The sequence below is a fragment of the Flavobacterium chryseum genome (assembly GCF_004362015.1).
In the GTDB taxonomy this organism is placed as follows: domain Bacteria; phylum Bacteroidota; class Bacteroidia; order Flavobacteriales; family Flavobacteriaceae; genus Flavobacterium.
This window is the reverse complement of record NZ_SNWW01000030.1, coordinates 1-3,094: the sequence shown is the minus strand read 5'-3', so window position 1 is coordinate 3,094 and position 3,094 is coordinate 1. Positions and strand designations below refer to the sequence as shown.

Here is a 3,094-nt window from a genome sequence, read left to right as displayed (position 1 = left end):
GGATTTGCAGGGTTTGCCGCTTTTTTTAGGCTTTTTTGAAAACTTTGAAAATCTTAAGATTCCTTTGTTTTCGGACCTTCGCGGAGAAAGAGGGAAACTCTGTTATATCTTTTTCGCTTTTTAATTGATTGATTTCATTGACTTCACAAACAAATTAAAATTGATTAATATTCGTTTTTGTTCACTTTTTTGTTCACTGCAAAAAGTCTTCTATTTCAATACTTCCGGACATATTAAACACTTTTTTATCACGCCCGAAAAGCCAATTTGCATTGACGTTATATTTTATACATATTGTTTCTATGTGTGAAACTGTAAAGTGGTTAATGCCTTTTCTTATTTTGGAAACGGTTTGCGGCAGGATGCCGATATCCCTGCAAAAGTCTATCTCGCGATTGACTTTATTCTGTAAAATCAAAACTTCAATTAAACGCAGAATTCTTTGATCAGTACTTTGCATTTTTACTCAACGCCTAAATATTCATGAAATTTGTTTTGATCTCTTTTCAACAGAACAATGAATTGTGGGTTAAAAATTGTATCCTGATGATATTTTGTATTTTCTTTAATTATGTAATAAACATTATTTCTAATATTAGCTCCATATTTATTTTCTGAATCATAATACAATGATACGGACCATTTTTTTGAAATTGTATCTAAGATTTGTTTAGAACCATATGATTCATAAATCTCATTTAAAAGTTTGTTGTAATATTTGGTATTTTTAGGAATTATAGCAACATTTGTTAATGTTGAATCGTATTTTATAGTCGATGGAGTAATAGAATTTGTATGAATATCTGATTTACAAAATTCAAGTATCATATCCTCTTTTGTTCTTTTTGTTTTAATATTTTTTTCTTTATTACATGAGAATAAAAAAACAATTATTATGATGATAGTGCTTATTTTTTTCATATTATTCAATGCATTTTAAAAGTTCCTTGAACTTTTTATCACGTTTTTCACTTACATCATCATCTCTATAACCGTCAGTTGTGTAAATACGGAGTTTTGAAATTTTTTCGTTAAGTAATCGCTGATAAATTTCGTCTGAAATAGGAATTGCCGTAAAAGCTCCCCAATGTGTAGATTTTAAGGTTGTATTATAGGTCCCTGTTGCTATTTGTGTATCTATGAATTGCAAGTTAATTGTATTCTCAGAATCTGTTTTAAACATTATTTCATGTTCAGATCTTAATGTAAAAATGGAAGGAGACATAACATGTAGTTTTAAATATCGAACATCATTTATTTTGAGCAAGGCATAACCACAAGAAAAACCGAGACCCATTCCGGAAATTGTAAAAATATCTTCTTTAGTTTCAAGAATTTTGTTTTTTGTAAATTCATCAACTTCATTTCGTTTGTATTTACAGTTTTGAGCGCTTATATAATTTGCAGCTAAAAGAAGAATTAAAAAAGTAATTTTTTTCATGGTTTTATTGTTTTCGCCGAACTTAATCAATCCGGATTATTATTTATTATGGATTTCCGTATCTATCTTCTATTTAAAATGTTCTCTTAATTACATTAAATATTCTATAGATATCATTCATGTGAATTTCGAAGGGATCATCACTTTTATTTCTGGAATGTAAAGTAAGTAGGCCAGTTTCGTTATTACAATCTCCAATGTCTTTGTGATATATTGCATTTTTGGTCATTAATATAAATCCATATTTGTTTTTATGGAATCCGTTGCACCATAAGTGCCTGCCAATTTCACGTGCTAAAACTTCAGCTCCACTTGGAGTATCATCTATTCCTCCACCATTCATACTATTGTTTTTTATATTAAATGCAAGATAGTTTCCCTTAGCAACTTTATCCACAGTAAAAGTTGCGGTACTAAATTCAGAATGTAATTTTTCATCATCATTGTATGCTTCTAAGTATGAAGCATACGCGTCAAACGGCACCTTTATCACTTCTATTTTGGTTGATCCATCTGGATATTCGTAAAATTTGATACCGTTTTTATTAGTGAATATCTCAATTTCATCATCGGTGTTTGATAATTCAACTTCTATTTTTTGAAGTTTGTTCGGTTTTGAAGCGAAAAATTTTTCTATTTCGTTTTTTTCTAGTTCGCTTAGGCTCTGTCTTTTGTTCGCCATTCTAAAAGCATCTCCTGACATGTTAATAACAGCCCCTATGTCAGCATTTGTAAGCTTTCTTTCTTTTTTTATCGCTAATATATTATCGTAAAAATCCATTTCTATTGTTTAGAATGATTATAAATACGAACAAATAATGAAATATTGTTCGTAAAAGTTTTTAAAAACGAACAAATGTTCGTATGTTTGCTGTGTACAAATGACAGTGACAAATGTACTAAAAAAGTTCTTTGAAATACTGAATACGAAAAAATGTAAGAATAAAGCTGATGGGTTTACGAAAACCTCTATGTAAAAAGCTGAAATAGAAAAATCGAATAAAAAAAATAGCCGTTGCGATTAAGTCGTAGCATCGAAGCGACAACGGCTCGAATTTCAAAAGACAAAAACATGAAAAAATCATTATTTAAAAAAGCGTGGGATTTATTTAGAAAATTCCAAATGACATTTTCACAGGCTTTAATTGAAGCATGGAAAATGGCGAAAAGAGAAATTTTAATAAAAGCTTACAATAAAATTCCTTCAACAAAAAGCTTACAGAAGAAAAAACTGGAAGCTAAAAAGCTTTGGCAAGGGATTGAAACGATTACATATCCATGGAGAAATCAATTCGTTACAAATAACAGTGGAGCAGCTGGATATTATGGAATTGGTAAATACAACGGAGATTAATAACTGCAAACTAAAAATTATATGGCCACAACAGTAACCAAAAGAAAAAAGCTTAAAGATGAAGTTTACGATATCATCAGAAATGATATTCCTTTAAGACACAAAATCAGCAAGCAGTTACAGATTGAAGTACAATCTGTTTATCAATCTGCTGCCAGAAAATCTACAAAATTCAGTTTGCCGGTCATTTTGGAAGTGATCGCAAAGCACACTGGTTTACCAAAAGAAGAGTTGACCAATGTCTAAGATTTTATCTATAGAAGATATGATTTTCTTTTTCATACTTCTACTTATTGCAC

At 29.8% G+C, this 3,094-nt stretch carries 6 protein-coding genes; 2 read left to right on the top strand and 4 right to left on the bottom strand.

Features of this window, described 5'->3' with window-relative positions:
• Positions 1-193: 193 nt before the first annotated feature.
• From EV143_RS21285 to EV143_RS21270, 4 genes are all read right to left on the bottom strand, one after another.
• Positions 194-460, bottom strand: coding sequence for a helix-turn-helix domain-containing protein (locus tag EV143_RS21285; protein WP_133509911.1), 267 nt, complete (start codon positions 458-460; stop codon positions 194-196).
• Between the two features lie 2 nt (positions 461-462).
• Entirely contained in the window at positions 463-921 is a 459-nt protein-coding gene (locus EV143_RS21280) for a hypothetical protein (protein ID WP_127340080.1), read from the bottom strand.
• 1 nt (position 922) lies between these two features.
• Positions 923-1,441 (bottom strand): hypothetical protein, encoded by a 519-nt coding sequence (locus EV143_RS21275; protein ID WP_127340081.1) that lies wholly within the window; start codon positions 1,439-1,441, stop codon positions 923-925.
• Between the two features lie 73 nt (positions 1,442-1,514).
• Positions 1,515-2,222, bottom strand: coding sequence for a hypothetical protein (locus tag EV143_RS21270; protein ID WP_133509910.1), 708 nt, complete (start codon positions 2,220-2,222; stop codon positions 1,515-1,517).
• Between the two features lie 291 nt (positions 2,223-2,513).
• Here EV143_RS21270 and EV143_RS21265 point away from each other — a divergent pair, with 291 nt between their 5' ends.
• Both EV143_RS21265 and EV143_RS21260 read left to right on the top strand, forming a co-directional pair.
• Positions 2,514-2,795, top strand: coding sequence for a hypothetical protein (locus tag EV143_RS21265; protein ID WP_133509909.1), 282 nt, complete (start codon positions 2,514-2,516; stop codon positions 2,793-2,795).
• A gap of 21 nt (positions 2,796-2,816) precedes the next feature.
• Complete coding sequence (locus tag EV143_RS21260) at positions 2,817-3,041, top strand: hypothetical protein (RefSeq protein ID WP_127340084.1); 225 nt, start codon at positions 2,817-2,819, stop codon at positions 3,039-3,041.
• The last annotated feature ends 53 nt before the right edge of the window (positions 3,042-3,094 follow it).

Coding starts and splice junctions, on each gene's coding strand:
- EV143_RS21265 (WP_133509909.1), top strand. CDS start 2,514: ATGAAAAAATCATTATTTAAAAAAGCGTGGGATTTATTTAGAAAATTC.
- EV143_RS21280 (WP_127340080.1), bottom strand. CDS start 921: ATGAAAAAAATAAGCACTATCATCATAATAATTGTTTTTTTATTCTCA.
- EV143_RS21275 (WP_127340081.1), bottom strand. CDS start 1,441: ATGAAAAAAATTACTTTTTTAATTCTTCTTTTAGCTGCAAATTATATA.
- EV143_RS21260 (WP_127340084.1), top strand. CDS start 2,817: ATGGCCACAACAGTAACCAAAAGAAAAAAGCTTAAAGATGAAGTTTAC.
- EV143_RS21270 (WP_133509910.1), bottom strand. CDS start 2,222: ATGGATTTTTACGATAATATATTAGCGATAAAAAAAGAAAGAAAGCTT.
- EV143_RS21285 (WP_133509911.1), bottom strand. CDS start 460: ATGCAAAGTACTGATCAAAGAATTCTGCGTTTAATTGAAGTTTTGATT.